This window comes from Sphingobium sp. TomTYG73, assembly GCF_055394245.1.
The window spans coordinates 1,756,651-1,776,608 of record NZ_AP027339.1; the positions used below are offsets into that span (position 1 = coordinate 1,756,651).

The window sequence follows — 19,958 nt, forward strand, 5'->3', positions numbered from 1 at the left end:
TGCATTGTACCGAATTCAGCTATCAGGCGGCGAGCGGCGCCTCGTCCATGTCAGCCGGAATGTTCGCCGGGCCGTTCACAGCGAACACCTGGCTGAGCATGCCGATGAACGCGCGATCAGTCAGCGGATCAGTGGGCGTTTCGAACTGAGCGCCACGGTTGCGGGCTTCGTCCATCAGCATGTTCAAAGCCTGGTCGTGCGTGATGTCATCCGTGTGGTCAAACGTCCGCTTCAGGTCGGCCATATCCATGAACACTCGTGCGCCCCAGTGAACCAGCAGGCGCACTTCGTCTGCCGGCAACTGCTGATTAACCACACCGTTGGTCTCGATCCGCCAGCCGCCTTCGACCGTCGGATCGGGCGCCATCACGCTGCTGATATCCAGACCTTCGGAACGACGCATCGCGAGCGGGCCGGTCGCCTGAGCGTGGTGGAACATCATCTCGTTCTCGGCAACGACCGCGCGACCCCACATAGGCGCAGTGATCTGCTTGGGTTCGCCACGCGGACCGTCCGGCCAATAGTTGAATCCGCCGCCGATATTGCCCTTATAATACCAGCCGGTGACCTGCATCTTCTTGCTGCGCCATTGTTCGAACATGCGAGACTTGGCCATCGTCAACAGAAGCCAGAGCGGCGCGTTTTCCATGGTCATTCCGCGGAAGACCGTACCATCAAGATGCGGCGGCCCACCGATGAGGGTCGGCCCCTGAATGTTGATCAGAAACGTCTCTGGCTCGGCATATTTGGCGCCCCAATAGTTGCGCGACATTTCAAGGAACTTGGAGTTATAATAGCAGTCGTTCAGTTCAGGATAGAAGCAGACACCCTGACGGGCGATATACCCCCGGAACGTCCCGCTGCCTTGCAGGATCATGTCCCAGGTCAGCGTGAACCCTTCAGGAATGGTGCCGCCGGTCGTGGCTATGACTTCTTCAGGAGACTTGAAGTTTTCGGCGAGAATGAGCGGCCACGGCCCGTTCTCCCGCACAACCTTGAATATCCGCTGACGCTGATCTTCCGTATAGGCGTTTTCGATCACGTAAGGCGGCGCTACCGGACGGAACTGGTCGGCAAAATCGGTAGTCATCAGGCACTCCATTGATAAACTGGACGTCGTCTCACTCCAATCGCCCGGAAATGCCGTTGGCCCGCCGCGATTCGAGGGGATGCGCTAACCGGATGTTGGACCATAAGTTGACGATCGTCAACTGTGTCAAAAATTAGAAATATGTAATGATGGCGCATTGTTCCGCCTGAGCGGAAATTGGCCGATTCCCCGTCGAAATCCCTTGGATGGTACAAGCGAACGCCGCCGCGGAGTCAGGCTGACCGATGTTCACCCGGGGAACGCCCTGCCCTAACGGCCCCTCGGCCCCGCCGATCGCGGGCTCAGCGCATCGCGCATCGCGACGCTTGAGTTGATGCGCGCTACGCCGGGCATCCGGGACAGGATTTCACTGTGGATGATCTCATAGGCGGCAACGCTTTCCGTTTCGACGCGCAGCCAATAGTCGGTCCCGCCCGTCATCAGGAAACATTCGCGGATCTCCGGACATTGCCTGACGGCATGTTCAAAGCGTGCGAGATAATCTTCGGTCTGCCTGTCTAGCGTTACCTGCACCAATATGTTCACGCTATTCTCGCCGACCCGCAGAGGGCTGGTCAGCACCGTATAGCCGCGAATGACCCCCGCATCTTCCAGCAGCTTGATCCGGCGGTGACAGCTTGACGGCGACAGCCCGACTTCCTCGGCTATCTCGGAATTGGGACGTCTCGCATTGAGCCTTAGTAAGCGCAGGATCGCGCGATCCGTCTGATCCAGTCCTACGGCCATTTCGCCCAATTCCTTCGCACATTCTCTCAATAATATCGACATTATAGAACATACTGCGTCACTTTGGGAGAAAAAGGCACAATTCCCCCTCTACAAAATGCATGAGGGGGATCGCTAAATGGGATCGCTGGATTGCGCGGGCGCGGTGTTACGCATCGACTTGGACGCCCTTGTGGAAAACTACCGCATCATCGCGCGCCGCGTGGCACCTGCGGAGGTGGCTGGCGTGGTGAAGGCTGATGCCTATGGCACTGGCGCTTCGGCGGTAGCGTCCGCCTTGCTGGAAGCGGGTTGCCGCCATTTCTTCGTGGCGCAACTGAACGAGGCCCTGGCGCTCAAACCTGACCTCCCCGACCCGGTCCAGCTTTTCGTGCTGAATGGCCTCCAGCCCGGAGCCGAACGGCAGTGCCTGGACGCGGGCGCGACGCCCGTCCTCAATTCCCTCGATCAGATCAGGCGCTGGTCCGGCCTAGCGCAGGCAACGGGCCGCCCCCTTCTCGCAGCGCTTCAGGTCGACAGTGGCATGTCACGGCTCGGCCTTTCCCCGGACGAAGCGAAGGCGATCCTCGCTGACCGATCGCTCCTGAACGGCATCGACCTCGTGCTCATCATGAGCCACCTTGCCTGCGCCGACGACCCGTCTTCCGCCTTCAATGACAAGCAGGTCGTGGCCTTCAACGACTTTGCCCGCCACTTCCCCGATGTGCCGCGTTCGCTGGACAATAGCGGCGGCAGTTTCCTCGATCACCCTCATTATGAGGTCGTGCGCGCCGGGATCGCGCTTTACGGCGGGGCGCCGCAGAACGGGCTCAATCCCATGCGCCCGGTCGTTTCGCTAGAGGCGCGGATCGCGCAGCTACGCACTGTCACTTCTGGAACGGGCGTTGGATATGGCCTCTCCCACACGGCAGAGCGCGTATCGCACATCGCAACCATTCCTGTCGGCTACGCGGACGGCTGGCCGCGCCATCTCAGCAACCGTGGGGCGGCCTTCATCGGCAATATCAGGGTGCCGATCGTCGGCAGAGTGTCGATGGACAGCATCACGCTCGACGTGACGGACGTTCCCGACATGCTGCTCTATCCCGGCGCGCCAGTCGAACTGCTCGGCCCCCATCAGTCGATCGACGATGTCGCGGCCGACGCGGGCACCATTTCCTACGAAATCCTCACCCAACTCGGCCACCGATACGCCCGTGAATATCACGCCGCGCAGGCCATCGAGCAAAAGCGGAGTATGACAGCATGAAGGTCGCCATTCTGGGAAGCGGGGTCATCGGCGTAACTTCGGCCTGGTATCTCGCCAAAGCGGGCCATGAAGTCGTCGTGATCGACCGGCAGTCCGGCCCGGCCCTTGAAACCAGCTTCGGCAACGCCGGAGAGATTTCGCCGGGCTATGCGTCACCCTGGGCTGCGCCGGGCATTCCGATGAAGGCGCTGCGCTGGCTGTTCATGCAGCACGCGCCGCTCATCCTTCGCCCGACATTCGATGCTGCCATGTGGCGCTGGATGGTGGCCATGCTCGGCAACTGCACGGAAAAGGCCTATGCCGTGAACAAGAGCCGCATGGTGCGCCTGGCCGAGTTCAGCCGCGACCAGCTCATCGCGCTCCGCCACGAAACGGGCATTGCTTATGACGAGCGGACCCGGGGCACGCTCCAGCTGTTTCGCGAACAGAAGCAGATGGACGGTATCGGCAAGGACGTAGCCGTGCTGAAGGCGGACGGCGTTCCCTTCGAAGTGCTCGACCGGGCAGGCTGCATCGCGGCCGAACCGGGCCTTGCGAACAGCCAGTCGCCGATCGTGGGCGGCCTGCGCCTGCCCAATGACGAAACGGGGGACTGCTTCAAGTTCACCAACGCCCTCGCCGTCATGGCGAAGGCCGCGGGCGTCACCTTCCTGCACGATCACAAGATTGAGCGTCTCGTTACGGATAAAGGCGCGATCGATCATGTCGAAACCGACAAGGGACCGATCAAGGCAGACGCATTCATTGTCGCGCTGGGCAGTTACTCGCCGCTGCTGGTGGCGCCGTTGGGGATCAAGCTGCCAGTCTATCCGGTGAAGGGTTATTCGATAACCGTTCCCATAACCGATGCGGAACGCGCCCCTGTTTCCACGCTGCTGGATGAAAGCTTCAAGGTTGCCATCACGCGGCTGGGCGACCGCATCCGGGTGGGCGGCATGGCAGAGCTTTCAGGCTTCTCGACAAACCTTCCCGACAAGCGTCGCGACACGCTGGAATATTCGGTTGAGTCCTTATTTCCGGCGTCCGGCAATCTTGGCCATGCCAGCTTCTGGTCGGGCCTGCGTCCCATGACGCCGGACGGCACGCCTGTTATCGGCGCTACGCATATCCCGAACCTCTATCTGAACACCGGCCATGGCACGCTTGGCTGGACCATGGCCTGCGGGTCCGGACATGTGATCGCGGACATTATTTCCAACCGGAGACCGGCGATCGAAACGGCCGATCTTTCCATAGCCCGATATCGCTGACGCTCGCGCGGCGCATACGACATGGAGCCGTCGTCTCGCATATCTACGCGACGACGGCGCCCATTGCCCTAAAGATCGCTGGCCCGGCTCAAGCTTTACGCAGCCGCCGCTGCGCTGTGTTGACCCGCAATCCAGGCGAATACCATGGCCGGACCTAACGTAGCGCCTGCACCAGGATAGGTCCTGCCCATGACCGGGGCAGCGCAATTGCCTGCGGCGTACAGCCCTTCGATGACGCTGCCATCCGCGCGCAGCACCCGCGCATGCTCGTCGGCCATCAGTCCCCCCTTGGTGCTGAGGTCACCGGGATAAAAGCGCGTTGCGTAAAATGGCGCCTTGTCGATAGGACCGAACGATGGGTTCGGCTGATTGCCGGGATCGCCATAATATTGGTCGTACACATTGTCGCCACGACCGAAATCCTCATCGAGCCCGGTCTTCGCCATCGCGTTTACGCGCTCGACCGTCCGGTTGAGGCCCGCCGCATCGATCCCGATTTTCGCTGCAAGCTGGTCAAGCGTCGGCGCCTTGACGAAAAAGCCGTTTTTCACCAGTTCCCCGTTCATCCCCGGCGGTGTGCCCCCGAAGAAATAACGGCTGCGATAGCGCGCATCGAAGATCAGCCAGCTCGGCACGGCCGACACGGTCTTGTCACGGTCCAACATGGCCCGCCCGGCGTTGACATAGGACGCTGCCTCATTCGTGTAGCGCTGCCCCGAAGCATCGACGATGATCGATCCGGGCAAGGTGCGTTCCCAGATGCCGACATTGATGGTGCCGTTCGGCAGGATCGACACCGGATACCATGTGGCAGCGTCCATCAGGGCGAGTTCTGCACCCACCTCCGCGCCGATCTGGTGCGCATCGCCGGTATCGCCGGGGCTAGCCGGGCTCCACTCGCCGCTGACATCCTGAAACTGCCTGCGATACTCGCTGTTCTTCGCGAATCCGCCGGTGGTCAGCAGCACGCCGCGCGGCGCCATGATCCGCCGTTCGGCCTCCCCCTCGCCGATCACGACGCCCACCACTTTATCGCCATCCTGGATCAGCGACTTGAGCGGGCTATCCAGAAGGACGGGTATGCCCAGGCGCTGAACGATGACCATCAGCTGCCCCATCAATGTCCCGCCCAGGCACAACGGTTCGCGCCCGCGTACACGCCAGGCGGCCGTGCGCGCGATAATGCCCATGAACCTGGAGAACGCCTTTAACGACCGCAACATCACCGGTATCACGGGCGCGTCGTCGGTGCCCATTACCATTGATGGCATTTCCGATTTGCGCATCGTATTGAGCCAGTCGCCCAGCTTTTTGCCGTCGAAGTTTACGCCTTCCAGCGTCCGGCCCACGCGCGCGCCCGGCTGATCCTGATGATAGTCGGGGTATCTTGGTGCCCGGACCCAGCCAAGGCCCTGCTGTTCCAGGGCCAGCACCATCTGCGGACCAACATTCAGATAGGCGACCTTGCGCTCTTTACTGCTCGCCGGGCCGACATCTCCGATGGTCGCTTCCATATAGGCAAGCGCTGCCTCGAAACTGTCTTCCACCCCGTCCCGCTCCATCAGCGGATTGTTGGGTATCCAGACCCCGCCGCCAGAAAGCGCGCTCGTCCCGCCCCAACGGTCGGTTTTCTCGATTACCAGCGGATTGAGGCCGTTCAACTTGGCGGCAATCGCACCGACCAGGCCACCTGCCCCACTTCCCACGACAATGAAATCAGCCTGATAATCGCGCAACGCTTTGCCCCTGTTTGTGTATTTGCCCAGGATTCCGCTGCATAGCGACGCTTCCCGACATGCAGCGTCTATAGCTATCCGACGCCGCAAGTGAAGCGTAAGGGATAAATGGCGCTGCTGTACTTCTACAGGAGCGTCAATATAATCGCTGATGCCTGTTCGTCAGGTCTGCCCCGCCCAACATTTCCAATAAGTTCCAGGAGAGTGAGAATGTCCGATAATCGGCTGAACGGAAGGGTCGCAGTGATAACGGGCGGGGGCGATGGCATTGGCCTCGGCGTCGCTCGACGTTTTGCGCGCGCGGGCGCGGCGGTGATCATCGCCGAATTCGATGCAGGCAAGGGAACGGCTGCGGCAGATGCGATTGTCGCGGAGGGCGGCCGGGCGCGCTTCGTGCGCACCGACGTTACGGATCGCGCTCAGATGGAGGCGGCCGTGGATGCGGCTGTCGATCAGTTCGGCAGCATCGATATATTGGTCAACAACGCCTATCGCGGCCGGGGCTTTGCCCGCGCCGAAGCGATGGGCGATGAATATTTCCATGAATCCTTCGACATCAACCTGTTCGGTCCCAAATGGGCGATGATGCGCGCCTTTCCTCATATGAAGGCGAATGGCTGGGGGCGGATCATCAGCCTCTGTTCCCTGAACGGCGTTAACGCGCATATGGGGACTGCCGATTATAATGTGGGCAAGGAAGCGCTTCGCACGCTTACCCGCACCGTGGCGCGGGAATGGGCCGGTTTTGGCATCTGCGCCAACATCATTTGCCCGGGCGCCGCATCCGCCTCGTTCAACCATTTCAAAGCACTTCAGCCCGAACTCGCCGCCGATGCCGAGCGCGCCAATCCGATGGGACGCATGGGCGACCCGGAAAAGGACATTGGCGGCGCAGCCTTGTTCCTGGCCAGCGAGGACGCGCGCTATGTCACCGGCAACACGCTGTTCGTGGACGGCGGAGGTCACATCAACGGCGTCAACTGGGTGCCCGATCTGCCCTGAGACGCTAGGATGGATCGCCCCTGCCCGCCCGCCGACTGACGCCCAGTCGCGAATGTGGAGTAGAATAATCCAGATTCTGTGAGATCATGGTCGGCATGGGGATGAACCGCAGGCGGAGGGTAGGATGAAGGCGGTGCTCGCCATCGATCAGGGGACCACATCCACCCGATCGCTGTTGATCGATGAAACAGCCACCGTGCGGAGCGCCGCGCAAATCGACCTGAAACAATATTATCCCGCCGACGGATGGGTCGAACATGATCCCGAGGCGATATGGCGCGACGTCGTGGCGACCGCGCGTGCGGTGTTGGACGAGGCGCACCGCACGGGGCTGGACGTCGCCGCCATCGGGATCGCCAACCAGCGCGAAACCTGCCTGCTGTGGGACCGTGAAAGCGGACAGCCCATCCATCCGGCCATCGTCTGGCAGGACAGGCGCGGCGCGGACCTTTGCAGCCGGTTCATCGCGGATGGACTTGAACCCGAAGTCACCAGCCGCACCGGCCTTCTGCTCGATTCCTACTTCACCGCCAGCAAGCTTGCCTGGCTGCTCGAAACAATCCCCGGTGCGCGCGACCGCGCGGAAAAGGGGCAACTGGCCTTTGGGACCATCGACTGTTTCCTGCTGTGGCGCCTGACAGCGGGAAAGGTGCATGCGACCGACGCAACCAACGCCAGCCGGACCTTGCTGTTCGACATTGCCAAGATGGCATGGTGCCCGAAGCTGTGCCGAATGTTCGGCATCCCGATGCAGATATTGCCTGAAGTGCGTGAGAATGATTGCCTCTTCGGGACATCGGACAAGAATATCCTGGGCGTATCGCTCCCCATTGCGGGAATGGTTGGGGATCAACAGGCCGCGTTGATCGGCCAGGGGTGCCTGGACCGGGGCGGCGCAAAGGTCACGCTGGGAACTGGCGGGTTCGCGATGCTGAACACGGGAGAGCAGATCTGCCGATCGAAGCACCGGATGCTGTCCACCGTCGCCTGCCATTCCAATGGAAGCGTCAGCTACGCGATCGAAGGCGCTTTCTTCGTCGCGGGTGCGGCCGTCCGGTGGACGCGGGACAGACTGGGCCTGGTCGCCACGGCAGCCGAGACCGAATCCATGGCGCGGTCTTTGCCGGATAATGGCGGCGTCTATCTGGTGCCCGCCTTTGTCGGCTTGGGCGCTCCGCACTGGAACCCGCATGTAAGGGCCATGCTGACGGGAATGACCTTCGCCACGGGTCCTGAACATATCGTGCGCGCGGCGCTGGAATGCGTCGCTTACCAGAGCGCGGACTTGCTGGACGCCATGGCGTTCGACAGCGCCGTGCAGCCTGACGAGCTCAAGGTGGATGGTGGAATGGTGGCCAACGACTGGTTGTGCCAATTCCTCGCCGACATACTGGATCTCACCATCATCAGGCCCGCCAACATCGAAACCACGGCACTGGGCGCCGCCTTTCTCGCTGGCGCTGCGACGGGGGTCTGGCCGACACTCCCCGAAGCCGTGTCGTGCGTAACGCCCGACCGGCGGTTTAGCCCAACACTACCCGCTATTCAGAGAGATCAGCTTATCGCCGGTTGGCGCGGCGCGGTTGGCCAGGCCATCTTCCGCTGAGGAAGGCAGATGTTGGCCACCCACCATCTCAGCGACGCGCCAGCAAAGCGCCCTACCCCTGGGCGCGACGCCCCGCTTCACTGATCCCCGCCAACGCGCAGGCTTCGTCATTGTCCGACGTGTCGCCGGTCACCCCCACCGCGCCGATCGGCACACCCGTGCCATCGACGACGATGACGCCGCCCGCCGCTGGAACCACGCCATGGGGCGCGATCGGCCCGAGCGACGCGATGAAGGTCGGCCGTTCGGCTGCCATGTCGCCGATCTTGCGCGACGAAACACCAAGGCCGAGCGCACCCGCAGCCTTGGCGCAGGCAATCTGCGGCCGCAGCGTGGATGCCCCATCCTGCCGCTGGAAGGCGAGAAGATGCCAACCGGCATCCAGGACAGCGATGCTGAGCGGCTTCAGCCCGATTTCGCGGCCATCAACGGTTCCAGAGGGAAAGAAATAGTGCGCCTACGTCACTCGAACACGTGACTCCAGCCGCTGGGGCCGGTGCGGATCATTATGAAGCTGCTTCATATGTTGGTGATCCGACCGGCCCTGCCTTGATCTTAGAACTCGAAGTTGCCCGTCAATCCAAACTCGCGTGGGTTGGTCACGTTGACCGTGCGGTAGCCCGAGTCATAGTCCACGCCGCTGGACGTGCCGACTACGGCGTTACCCTGGCTGATGTTGGCGATCCGCTTCTGGTTCAGCACATTCTTCGCAAACAAGGTGAATTCCCATTTGCTATCCTCGGCACGAAGACCAACGAACAGGTTGAGCATCTCACGGCTACGATAATCATAATCGATCCGGTCGGAATAGAACCCAGGCCGGTACGTGAGCAACCCACGCAGGAACGGCGTAACGCTGTCCATCGGGAAACGGATTTCCGTGTTGGCGGTCAGGCTGAAATCAGGTGTCTCGCCGATGCGGCCATTGCTGGCGCAGAAGCTGACATTGCCCGGCCCCGTAACGGTCGCCGCTCCATCCCGGTTCGGGCGGCCAGTTCCTGCGAAGTCGTTGCACGGCAGCAGGGCGTTGCGATAACGGGCGCGAGTATAGGCAGCGCTGACGCCGAAGTCCCAGTCTCTCGTGATCCGGCCGTCCAGCGATCCTTCGATCCCCTTGATCCGTGCGTCGCCATTATAGTTGAAATCGAAAAAGCCGGTGGGCGGCGCGGCTACGGTGGACTGATAATAGATGCCGCTGAAACGGTTCAGGAAGTTGTCGAGCTTCTGATAATAGACCGACACCGCATAATGCAGGCGCCGTCCGGCGAAGCTGCCTTTAACGCCTGCTTCGATCGAATCCGTCTTTTCCGGCTGGGTCAGGATCAGGTCGTCGCTCAGTCCATCGGGCAGGCCGGGGCTGACGCTCCCGGCGCGGAAGGAGTGTCCGTAGGAAGCGAAGATATTGATGGACGGCATCAACTGGTAACTGATCGTCAGACCGCCCGTGATCGGCTTGTCAGACGTATTGCGCAGGTTGGCCGGAATGATGTCCGTTGCCGGGTAGGACGCCGGTAAGCAGCCAAACGACACAGCATCAACAATTGGATCGCCAGTGCACAGCAAGCTGTTGCCCGGCGTGCTCAAACCCAGTCGGCTGACATTCACCGACTTGATGATCGAGTAACGCAGGCCGCCTTCAATTGCCAGGCCGCCCCTCCGAAAGTTAAGATTGGCGTTGAACGACCAAATGCTCCGATCTACCGGAACGATAATTTCGGTGGCGATGGGCAGATAAGGCAGTGCGCCCAGAGTGTTCAGGCTATCATTCTGTTCAAACGGGAAAATGAAGCTGTCGCCGGGCTGAAAGATGCGCGTCGTTCCCCCAATCTTACTGTAGAAGACGCCAATGCCTCCGCCCAGGCCATCCTTGTTATTCGTAGCCAAGCGCATTTCGACCGTATCGTATACGAAGGGAGTTGGACCAAAGGAGTTGGAGATGTAGTTGGGCACGGCATTGCCGACATCCAGATCACGCTGGCCTTTCAGACGTGAATCCTGATGCGCACCTACAAACGACAATGTTGCCGGACCCAAATCCCAGTCAATCGCCAGGTTAACGATGTGGCTTTCATTGATATTGCGGCTCGTGCCCTCTGCGACGGCGGCATAGTCATCGACACCCAGGGCTGGGCCGGAACGCGTTGATGAATTCGGAACCAGAGCGCCGCCCAGGAAGGCGCCAGCGTCGAAAGTCGATGTGTTGCCTGATCCGATGACCTGCTGCATCTGCCTATTGTCCGCATACAGATACTGATAGGTAATATAGGCAGTGAGATTGTCCGTTGGACGAAGGCCCAGGGTCAAACGGGCGCTTTCAGTGCGGCTGCGCGACCGTTCGCCGGTGTTGACATTGCGGACGTTGTTCAGTCGATTGCCGTCGACCAGTGCGGCAACGCGCAGTGCGATCTTGTCAGAGAAAGGCAGGGAAACCCCGCCCTGCACATTATAGCCCCCACGCGTGGTAGCGGTAGTCTGCGCATAGCCTTCGATCTCATCGAAACCGGGGCGCGCCGTGGAGATGGTGATCGCACCTGCGGGGGCGGAGATACCGCGCAGCAAGCCTTGGGGACCGCGCAGCACTTCGATCTGCTTGATATCGTAAAGGGCCGTGTAAACCGTCTGCGCATCGGTCGGAATTTCGTTGAAATAGACCTGGACCGCCGGATCGGTGCCCTGGTCGGGATCGAACGAGATACCGCGCAGCGTCGTCGAATTGTTACGGCCCGTGGTGTTGGTCATCTCCAGGCCCGGAGCGAGCTGCTGGACGTCCTTGGCGTCGAAAATGTTCAGCTTCTGCAACTGCTCGCCGGTCGCCACATTGACGCTCATAGGCACTGATTGAAGCGAGCGGGCTTCGCGTGTCGCCGTAACGACGATCTCGCCTCCACCATCGGCCGCATCCTGCGCCCAGGCAGCGGTCGGCACGATCATCGCTGCACCGCACAACAATGCAGAAAGACTCTTCCCCTGTTTCATGACAGCGTTCCTTTTCTTGGCCGAAGCCAGCCCCATAATGTTGACAACTGCTAACGATCGCGCAGGAACCCTGCAACCCTCGCCGTCATATTTTTGTAAATTTCGGCCCGCCTACCAACTTTTTATCAAATATAGGCGTTATTTCTTCGCATAATGCGCTTTATATGGCGGAGTTTCATCCGCATTACGTTGATTAGATATCCGAATTCAGCTGACATCGTCCTAGCGCCCAAGGGGCCAAAAGACTGACACGCGCTAGATAATTTTTCCTCATCGGAGGGATAGGAATAAGGACCGCGAAACGGTGAAGCGCAACCCCGTCAACGCAGATTTGCTGCACTTGCGAATATCGAGGGAGGCCGGAGGAAAAGTCACATCCGGTGGTGAAGAAATTCAGCGCTGGGGGCCTGCGGAGATCATTTCGGGCAAGGCTCACATTGGACCAGATGGACTCGCGGTGGTCATGCTCGAAGTAACAAGGGCGAGCCTTTTCCCTCAACCCCACCGAATCATCATTCCAACACGTCATTGGCGATCTTCCGGTTTGAGACGGGCAAGCTGCCGGGCAGCACGCGCGAACATTGCCGCCATTCGACCGCTCGAAACTGCTCCCTAAAACCGGACTTGGGGCCTGCTGGAAACCTAGCCCCACGAACAGAACGCTGGCCGCTTAACAGACCTGCAGCGATCATAAAGAAACAGCATCAAAGCTGCGGGCGTCGCCGATTGAAGAGTAAGCTATTTGGTTTAAAGGTCAGGAGCAGCCAAGCCTATGCAATATCCCTCAATATTCCAGATCACCTTTTAGGGCGCACCGTCAAGCATTGGCAGACTGTACCAAATGCCCCGCTTTCATCATGAAGAATGCTATGTGTAAGTCCGAGGCCTTGCGGACTCGCGGAGACTGAGGTGTCGAGGCCGATCCATTCTCCCGTTGGCGGTCGCAGAAGATGTGCGGTAAGATCGAGATTGGGAAAAGCCGCGTCCTGGGGCGAGATCAGCGGCGCAAGGCCGTTGGCGATATCGACCAGTCCCATGGCCCGCGCCGTCGCCGACACATCCTCGCCGTCCAGCAGCGCCAAGGGCGAACGAACCCAGCAGCGGGCGCGGCCCCGCCCGTGCTGTTGCCGCCGCACCTCCACACTAGCGATGAAACCTCCGGCCCAGAGGCTGGACGGATTCCAGCCGACTATGGTGTCGGGCGGCGGTAGGGTAGGGAAATTGGTCGCAGCAAAGGCGCTGCTGTCGTTGGCCTGCGTCAGCCAGGCGCGCAGGACGATGGCGGGGCGGCCGCCATGGCTGAGCCGGGCCTCGACCAGTTCGATGGTACGGCCTGGCCGCAGCACGATCACTTCTATCTGCACCGCCTCCATCGGGATGACGCCCCATATGTCGTAGGAGAGACGCGCGACCTGCAATCGATCGTCCCGTCGCGCGGCATGATCGGTTTCCACCGCATGGAGCAGCAATCCGATCGCTGGCGCAACATGCTGTTCCGCAACATTCCATGCGCCGCCGACATGGCTCGTGGGCATGAACCTGCCATCGTCCGTCCGCAGGAAATAGGCCTGGGGGCCGCTATATTCAGACCCCAAGACCCAGTTCCCGTTCCATGATCGCCCGCATCTCGAACTTCTGCGCCTTGCCCGTCACAGTCATCTCGAACCGCTCGACGATGCGCACGTAGCGGGGAACCTTGTAGTGCGCGATGTGCCCGCGACAATGGTCCTGAATATCCTGTTCCGACAGGGTGGCGTCAGCCTTGGCGATGATCCAGGCGCAGACCGCTTCACCGAATTTCGCGTCGGCGACGCCGAACACCTGCGCGTCGGCGACGGCGGGGTGACGAAGTAGATATTCTTCTATTTCGCGCGGATAGATATTTTCACCACCGCGAATAATCATGTCCTTGATGCGGCCGGTGATGCGGACATAGCCACGCGCGTCCATCGTCGCCAGGTCGCCCGAATGCATCCAACCGTCGGGGTCGATCGCCTCCGCAGTGCGGTCAGGATCGTTCCAATAGCCCAGCATCACGGCATAGCCGCGAGAACAATATTCGCCCTGCTGGCCGATGGGGAGGATCGCGCCATCGGGGCCGACGACCTTCGCCTCCGCATGAGGGTGAACGCGGCCGACCGTGGTCACCCGTTCCTCCAACGGATCATCCGTCGCAGTCTGGGTAGTGAGCGGGCTGGTTTCGGTCATACCGTAGCCGATGGTGATCTGGGTCAGGTTCAGCCGGTCCATCACCTGCCGCATCACCGTTTCCGGGCAGGGCGATCCCGCCATGATGCCGGTGCGCAACGTCGATACGTCGAATGCGTCCAGATCCGGCTGGTTCAAGATGGTGATGAACATGGTCGGTACGCCATGCAGCATGGTGCAACCTTCCGCCTGCACTGTGTCGAGCACCAGCCGAGGATCATAGGCTTCACCGGGATAGATCATCGCCGCGCCGCTGGTCAGCGCCGCCATATTGCCCAGCACCATGCCGAAACAATGATAGAGCGGCACCGGAATACACAGCCGGTCGGCGGCGGTGAGACGCATCGTGCGGGCCGAAAAATAGCCATTGTTGAGCACGTTGCGATGGGTCAGCGTCGCGCCCTTGGGCTGGCCGGTGGTGCCGCTGGTGAACTGGATGTTGATCGCATCATTGTTGTCGAGCGTCGCCTCGATCAGGGTCAGACGATCGGGGTCGGCCTCCGCATGCAGATCGGACCAGTTCAACAAGTCCTGCTGCCTTTCGTCACCCAGCACGACCACTTGACGCAGCGCCGGGAGCCGGTCCGGCCCGATGTCCCGCAGCATCGCCACATAGTCGCTGCTCCTGAATCGGGGCGCGGTGACCAGCAGGCTGCACCCGACCTTGTTCAGTGCATATTCGACTTCGCTGGCGCGATAGGCCGGATTGATGTTGACGAGGATGGCGCCGATCCGCGCCGTCGCGAACTGGATCACCGTCCATTCAGCGCAATTGGGCGCCCATATGCCGACGCGGTCGCCCTTGCCGATGCCAAGGTCCAGCAGCCCAGTGGCTACAGAATCGACCTGTGCAATCAATTGCGCCCAAGTCCAGCGGATCGACTGGTGTCGCGACACCAGCGCGAGGCCGTCACCATGCTCCGCTGCGACCTTCAGCAGCGCCTGACCGATGGTGGTTTCCAGCAGCGGGACGTCGGTGGCGCCCCGCGCTATCGACAGGCCGCTCATCGCTTGATGTTGATCACTTGCAATTGGGTGTATTCCGCCAGCCCTTCCTCGGCCTGTTCAACGCCCAGCCCGCTATTCTTGAAACCCGCCATGGGGATGTGCGGGCCGATGGCGATATGCTGGTTGACCCAGACCTGCCCGCTTTCGATCCGCGCCGCGATGTCGGCGGCGCGCGCCACATCAGCGGACCAGACCGATCCGCCCAGCCCATAGTCGGACGCGTTGGCGCGGGCGATCACATCCTCCACATCGTCGAACTTGATCAGCGGCAGGATCGGGCCGAACTGTTCCTCGTCCACGATCGTCATGCCGTCGGTCACGTCGCGCACGATGGTCGGCGCGATGAAATAACCGGCCCGCTCCATCGCCTGTCCCCCTGCCACGATCTTGCCGTCGGATCTGGCGGCGTCGAGGAACCCCTTCACTTTCTCGAACTGCATCGCGTTTTGGATCGGCCCTATTTGCGTGCCCTGCTCCAGCCCGTCGCCCACGATCGCCGCCTGCGCCAGCGCCGCCAGTTCCTCGCACATGGCGTCGTAAATATCGGCGTGGATATAGGCGCGCTTCACCGCCAGGCACACCTGTCCGCAATTCAGGAAGGCATTGCCGAAAATCGCTTTCGCCGTTTCGCGGACATCGACATCTTCCAGTATGATTGCCGGATCATTGCCGCCCAGTTCCAGCGTCACGCGCTTGAGCCCATCGGCACTGCTGGCGGCGATGCGCTTGCCGGTCGCGGTGGAGCCGGTGAAGCCGATCTTGGCCACATCGGGATGGGTAGTCAGATGCGGCCCCAGATCATTGGCGTCGGTGATGATATTGACGACCCCGGCCGGGAAAATCTCCTTGCACAAAGCTCCCAGCGCCAGCGCCGTGGCGGGCGTGGTCGGCGCGGGCTTCAGCACGATGGAATTGCCCGCCAGCACCGCCGGCCCGATCTTCCAGCAGGCGACCAGCAGCGGAAAGTTCCAGGCGATGATCCCGACCACCACACCCAGCGGCTTGTGCTTGACGGCGATATAGCCCGCTGCGTCATCCTGAATAACGCGATCCGGCAATTCCAGGGTCGCATAATGGCGCAGAAAACCTTCGGTCCAGGCGACCTCGCCCTGCGCTTCGGGCAGCGGCTTGCCCTGTTCCTGCGTCAATAGTCGCGCCAGTTCCGCGCCGTTGGCCGCGACCGCATCGGCCAGCGCGACCAGCTTCGCCTGCCGCTCGGCATAGGGCACCGCCGCCCAGCCGGGCTGTGCTGCCTTGGCCGCCGCGATCGCCTGATCCGCTTGGGCAGCCGAAGCGCGCGCGACCGTGGTGAACGCCTCGCCCGTCGCCGGGTTGACGACCTCCATCTGGAGGTCGCCATCGATCAGTTCGCCGCCGATCAGCAGCTTATAGTCCGCCATTATCCTCTCCTTGCGCTGTCTTTAGAATTTCGCGCCAACCGTCACACCATATGTCCGCGGATTGCCGATATGATTATAATCGAAACCAAAGCCCGCGAGCAGGTCCACGCGCGAGGTGAAATAGAATTTCTTTGTAAGGTTCTTCGCCCAGAGCGAGGCATTGAAGCGCCCGTTCGCGCTTTCCCAGTCGATATGGCCGCTGAGCAGGGCATAGCCCTTTTGCTTCAGACGGGGGATGTTCAGCACCTCGAAATATTGACTCGACTGATAGGCGACTTCCGGGTGGAAGGAGAGGCTGCCGAAGCCGCCTTGCGCAACCGTCCAGTCGATCCCGCCGTTGAGCGTCAGGCTCGGCGCGTTGGACAGGCGATTGCCACCCACATCTACGCCGCTGACCGTGCCCTGCTTGATCTTCGCAGACAACACGCCCAAGCCCGCGCGCATGGTCAGCATGTCGGCGGCCCGCACGGTCAGTTCGGCCTCGCCACCATAGATTCGCGACTTGGGGATGTTGAGCAATGTCTGCGCCGCGCTGGACGGATCGACGTTGATGAACTGCTGATTTTTGTAATCATAATAGAAGCCGGCGACATTTAACGTGATGCGGCGATCCCAGAACTGGGTCTTCGCGCCGACTTCATAGGATGTCACCTGCTCCGCCTTGGCCACCGACAGTTCGGACGGATCGAAAAAGGCCTGAGCATTGAAGCTGGGCGCGCGATAGCCACGGCTGACGCTGGCATAGAGAAGGTTGCCGTCGGTCAGCTTGTAGTCGAGGCCGATCTTGCCGGAGAAATTGTTTTTCCTGAAGCGCAGGTCGGACAGCGGGATCAGGGTCGCGACGACGCTATCGTCGACACCCAGCGCCTGCGAAATGAAGCCGTTCTGTCGGCCGGTATCATGGGTATAGCGCAGGCCGCCGCGTAGCGTCACCGCCTCGCCAATCTTGTATTTAAGGTCGGAATAGACAGCGACGCTCTTCTTCACCTGGGTGAACTGGTTCTGGACCTTGCAGGCCAGCGGCAGGCCGTCGGCACAATCCTGTGCGTCGATGGTGCCGTCCGCGTTCACGTCGACATCGGTGGCGATCTCGAAGGCGGTGCGGTTGAAGACCTTTTCCCGGTTGAAATAGACGCCCAGGATGAAGTCGAATGGACCGCCCGTGTCGCTGGTCAGGCGCAAATCCTGTGCGAACTGGCTGGCCTTGTCATAATAGGGGATTTCCAGCAGCTTGGTTGCCGTGCCGTCCGTATCCTCGCGGAAGAAGAGCGTGCCCCTGTCATAGGACGTGATGCTGGTCAGCGCGATCGCATCGGACAGATCGACATTGGTGGTCAGCGCCACCGATGTCGTGCGGGCACGGCGGCGGGTGGGGACGTCGGACGCAATCTCCCATCGCGACAGGCCGGGTCGATGGTTGGCTTCGGGCTGGGCATAGATGCCGTAATTTTGCGGGTTCTGGAAACTGGTGGAGGCCCGCAGGACGAAAGTCAGCCCCTCGACCGGCTGGGCCTTCAGCGTTGCGCGAAACGCATATTCGCGGGTGCTGGCAAGGTCCGGCATGCCGGGCTCGACATTTCTGAACCAGCCGTCCGCCCTGGCGAAGGTGCCCGCCACGCGCAGGGCGGCTTTCTCGCCCAGCGGCACATTGACCGCGCCGTTCGCCTCGAACCGGTTATAATTGCCATAGCCGACGTTCACATAACCGCTGGTTTCACCCAGCTTCGCTTCCCGGCTGATGATGTTGACCGCGCCACCCGTGGTGTTCTTGCCATAGAGCGTGCCCTGCGGCCCGCGCAGCACCTCGACCCGTTCGAGATCGTACATGGCAACGCCGAGAAAGGCGAAATTGCCTTTATAAACTTCATCATAATAGGTGGCGACCGGGCTCGACTGGTTGAGGCTATAGTCGGACATGGACACGCCGCGCAGCGCGAAGATCGGCGTATTGTCGCCCACAATGGAGGTGAGCTGGAGATTGGCGACCTTCGTCACCAGGCTGTCGACGCTGCTGACGCGCGACTTTGCCAACATATCACCACCTATGGCGGTTACAGAAATCGGGACAGACTGTACATTTTCCGACCGCTTGGCCGCCGTAACGACGATTTCGCCTTGCGCGTCATCCTGCGCGAACGCCGGATTCATCATGCCAAGACCTGCGAAAGCCGCACAGCCGCATGCTACCAACCCTGTATATACTTCCCCCATCGATTATACTCCAATCATGGTTTTCCCTGTTCCATTCCTGCATGTTCGAACCCTGCCACCAGTCGCTCTCTTGTAGCGACGCGATCCAGTCGCAGGGGGTTGCGGCGCAAGGCAGCGATTTCCGTGGCGGAATAAGGCCTGAAATCGATTGGCAGATGCTCTGCGTCGAAAGTGTAAAGTGTCCAGTTGACGAGGTCCGCCAATCGCCGGTCGTCCAGATCGACCGTGGCGACGCCCGGCACCTGGCCGAGGAACGCCCGCCCGCCCGGCACCATCAGAAAACGGGCGACTATGCCGCGCATCGGCGGATTGGACCGATCGTCGCCGCCTCCATCCGGTCTATGGCAACCCTGGCATTTCAAAATATAGTCTTGATGGGCCTGACGCGGATTGACGACGCCCGGCATCGCTCGCTCGCTCGCTCCAGCCCCCAATGTCGCGGATAATGCGACAAGGCCTGCCAAAGCGAGCAGGACGAGCTTCACTTGCCGCCCGCCCCTTCATGGAGCTTCGCGACATCGGCGGCGTTCAGCGCCTTGCCGCCGACCCGATATCCGGCCACTTCCTGATCGGTGAAGGGCTTGAAAACGGGACCGGTGCTGGCGATCGACCCGCCGACATGGTTGAGCACTGCCGCCACTCCAGCATCGTCCAGCCCGCCCTGCGCCGGCATCATGCCGCGATAGGCCTTGCCCTCGACGCTGATCGGGCCGTTCAGTCCCTTGATTACGGCCAGCGCCAGATAGCGGCGGCCACCCGGCTTGGCGGCCAGGGTACGGAAATCGCGCCCCAACGGCGGATAGGCGCCCGGTACGCCAGCGCCGGTCCGGGTGTGGCAGGCAGCGCAGCGATTATAGATGGTCGCGCCATCCTGCGCCGCTTGCGCTATCCCTGCCGTCATTAGCAAGGCCAGTCCCAGGGCGATCTTCATTTCGGCTGCTCCAGGGCTGTGCCTACGATCGCTGCAACCGAGCAATTGTAGATGCTGCTTTCGGTTCCCAGACACCAATTATAGTCGTTGTTCGACTGGGGCCGGACCTGCGGCCGGTCGCCTTCATTGCGATTGCACAGGCACTGGCCACAGGAGGACACGCCGCAACAATCATTATAGCTGATGATATAGGCGCGGCCGTCCGCCGGGTTGGTGCAGGTGCCGATCCAGGTGATAGGCGACATTTCCGTGCCCGGCGGGCAGGTGTTGACCGTGCCGCCGCAACAGGAACAAAGGAAGCCGTCGATCGCGCAATAGCGCCAATAATCGCAACTCGCCGGATTGCCGGGATCCTGCGGCGTGCCGGAGGTCATCTCAGGCCGGGCGGCACCGGGGTGGGTGGCGGCGCGCGCCACCGGCAAGGCGGGCAGCATGGCCGTGCCGGTCATCCCCGCTCCAAGCCAGGCCAGCAAGGAGCGGCGGGACGTGCCGCGCGCAACGGACCGGGCCATTCGTTCGGTGAGCTTGTCGAAACCGTCCATGT

General features: G+C 61.3%; 16 protein-coding genes. 4 read left to right on the forward strand and 12 right to left on the reverse strand.

Features of this window, described 5'->3' with window-relative positions:
* Positions 1–22 precede the first annotated feature (22 nt).
* Entirely contained in the window at positions 23–1,090 is a 1,068-nt protein-coding gene (locus ACZ5TH_RS08835) for a hypothetical protein (protein WP_464793651.1), read from the reverse strand.
* A gap of 270 nt (positions 1,091–1,360) precedes the next feature.
* Entirely contained in the window at positions 1,361–1,837 is a 477-nt protein-coding gene (locus tag ACZ5TH_RS08840) for an Lrp/AsnC family transcriptional regulator (protein WP_196224367.1), read from the reverse strand.
* A 118-nt stretch (positions 1,838–1,955) separates the two neighbouring features.
* On the opposite strand from ACZ5TH_RS08840, the gene alr reads away from it, so the two are divergent.
* Together alr and ACZ5TH_RS08850 are read left to right on the forward strand one after the other, a co-directional pair.
* A complete protein-coding gene (gene alr / locus ACZ5TH_RS08845) occupies positions 1,956–3,086 on the forward strand; it encodes an alanine racemase (RefSeq protein WP_464793652.1) in 1,131 nt (376 codons plus the stop codon).
* Complete coding sequence (locus tag ACZ5TH_RS08850) at positions 3,083–4,336, forward strand: D-amino acid dehydrogenase (RefSeq protein WP_464793653.1); 1,254 nt, start codon at positions 3,083–3,085, stop codon at positions 4,334–4,336. The genes alr and ACZ5TH_RS08850 overlap by 4 nt, the downstream gene beginning before the upstream one ends.
* A 95-nt stretch (positions 4,337–4,431) precedes the next feature.
* Here the strand turns inward: ACZ5TH_RS08850 and ACZ5TH_RS08855 are convergent, their stop codons facing one another.
* Positions 4,432–6,072 (reverse strand): FAD-binding protein, encoded by a 1,641-nt coding sequence (locus tag ACZ5TH_RS08855; protein ID WP_464793654.1) that lies wholly within the window; start codon positions 6,070–6,072, stop codon positions 4,432–4,434.
* 210 nt (positions 6,073–6,282) lie between these two features.
* Between ACZ5TH_RS08855 and ACZ5TH_RS08860 the strand changes: the two genes are divergently transcribed.
* Together ACZ5TH_RS08860 and glpK are read left to right on the forward strand one after the other, a co-directional pair.
* Complete coding sequence (locus ACZ5TH_RS08860) at positions 6,283–7,074, forward strand: SDR family NAD(P)-dependent oxidoreductase (RefSeq protein WP_460986524.1); 792 nt, start codon at positions 6,283–6,285, stop codon at positions 7,072–7,074.
* Positions 7,075–7,198: 124 nt separating this feature from the next.
* Entirely contained in the window at positions 7,199–8,680 is a 1,482-nt protein-coding gene (gene glpK / locus ACZ5TH_RS08865) for a glycerol kinase GlpK (protein WP_464793655.1), read from the forward strand.
* Positions 8,681–8,732: 52 nt separating this feature from the next.
* Here the strand turns inward: glpK and ACZ5TH_RS08870 are convergent, their stop codons facing one another.
* The 9 genes from ACZ5TH_RS08870 to ACZ5TH_RS08910 all read right to left on the reverse strand — a co-directional run bounded on the left by ACZ5TH_RS08870 (position 8,733) and on the right by ACZ5TH_RS08910 (position 19,956).
* Positions 8,733–9,095 (reverse strand): GlcG/HbpS family heme-binding protein, encoded by a 363-nt coding sequence (locus tag ACZ5TH_RS08870; protein WP_464772618.1) that lies wholly within the window; start codon positions 9,093–9,095, stop codon positions 8,733–8,735.
* A gap of 140 nt (positions 9,096–9,235) precedes the next feature.
* Positions 9,236–11,656 carry a TonB-dependent receptor gene (locus ACZ5TH_RS08875; protein ID WP_464793656.1) on the reverse strand — a complete coding sequence of 807 codons (2,421 nt, stop codon included), beginning with the start codon at positions 11,654–11,656 and terminating at the stop codon, positions 9,236–9,238.
* Between the two features lie 797 nt (positions 11,657–12,453).
* On the reverse strand, positions 12,454–13,251 hold the full coding sequence (locus tag ACZ5TH_RS08880) for a thioesterase family protein (protein WP_464793657.1): 798 nt from the start codon (positions 13,249–13,251) through the stop codon (positions 12,454–12,456).
* A complete protein-coding gene (locus ACZ5TH_RS08885; RefSeq protein ID WP_464793658.1) occupies positions 13,241–14,872 on the reverse strand; it encodes an AMP-binding protein in 1,632 nt (543 codons plus the stop codon). Before ACZ5TH_RS08885 ends, ACZ5TH_RS08880 begins: the two co-directional genes overlap by 11 nt.
* Positions 14,869–16,272 carry an aldehyde dehydrogenase family protein gene (locus tag ACZ5TH_RS08890; protein ID WP_464793659.1) on the reverse strand — a complete coding sequence of 468 codons (1,404 nt, stop codon included), beginning with the start codon at positions 16,270–16,272 and terminating at the stop codon, positions 14,869–14,871. Before ACZ5TH_RS08890 ends, ACZ5TH_RS08885 begins: the two co-directional genes overlap by 4 nt.
* Before the next feature lie 21 nt (positions 16,273–16,293).
* Positions 16,294–18,423 (reverse strand): TonB-dependent receptor, encoded by a 2,130-nt coding sequence (locus ACZ5TH_RS08895; RefSeq protein WP_464793660.1) that lies wholly within the window; start codon positions 18,421–18,423, stop codon positions 16,294–16,296.
* A gap of 74 nt (positions 18,424–18,497) precedes the next feature.
* Complete coding sequence (locus ACZ5TH_RS08900) at positions 18,498–18,968, reverse strand: cytochrome C (protein WP_464793661.1); 471 nt, start codon at positions 18,966–18,968, stop codon at positions 18,498–18,500.
* On the reverse strand, positions 18,965–19,414 hold the full coding sequence (locus ACZ5TH_RS08905; protein WP_464793662.1) for a c-type cytochrome: 450 nt from the start codon (positions 19,412–19,414) through the stop codon (positions 18,965–18,967). Before ACZ5TH_RS08905 ends, ACZ5TH_RS08900 begins: the two co-directional genes overlap by 4 nt.
* On the reverse strand, positions 19,411–19,956 hold the full coding sequence (locus ACZ5TH_RS08910) for a methylamine dehydrogenase light chain (protein ID WP_464793663.1): 546 nt from the start codon (positions 19,954–19,956) through the stop codon (positions 19,411–19,413). The genes ACZ5TH_RS08905 and ACZ5TH_RS08910 overlap by 4 nt, the downstream gene beginning before the upstream one ends.
* Positions 19,957–19,958 lie beyond the last annotated feature (2 nt).